The sequence below is a fragment of the Vibrio sp. ZOR0018 genome, from assembly GCF_963865925.1.
Lineage (GTDB): Bacteria > Pseudomonadota > Gammaproteobacteria > Enterobacterales > Vibrionaceae > Vibrio > Vibrio anguillarum.
Map to the genome: position 1 here is coordinate 1 of NZ_CAWMCN010000082.1, position 460 is coordinate 460.

Sequence of the window (460 nt, forward strand, 5' to 3'; positions counted from 1 at the left end):
ACGCCACCTGCGAGGGCGTTGTAAGGGATAGGCGTTTCTCGCTTTATCAGGCTTTGGCTGTCGTCACTGAAAAAGAGGGTGTGTTTCCCTTCTTCATGAATGAAGTGATACACCAAGCCCTCTTCGGCGGCTAAGCGGTGCAAGAAGTCGATATCCGTCTCACGGTACTGCACGCAGAATTCACGCTGAGCACACTCACGTTTCAGCGAGAAGGCGTAGTCGTTAATGCCCATTTCTTGCAGTACGATGGAGAGTATTTCAGGAACGGTTTTGAGCTGGAAAATACGGCTGTTTTGGCGCAGTGATAACCGCTCTAATGCCGGGACTAAGGTCAGTGAGTAAAAGGTGTGATGATGACCAATATCGCCTTTACTGAACTGGCGCACAATGCCGTGCACGCGCTGCACGACAAGGTCATCACGCAGCATCTCAAGCTGAGCGGTTTTGTCCACCAGCTCCA

At 51.5% G+C, this 460-nt stretch carries 1 protein-coding gene; it reads right to left on the reverse strand.

The window, feature by feature from the left end; translation table 11 throughout:
• On the reverse strand, window positions 1-460 hold a 460-nt coding region (locus AACR75_RS03840; RefSeq protein ID WP_047691691.1), incomplete at both ends, for a contractile injection system protein, VgrG/Pvc8 family.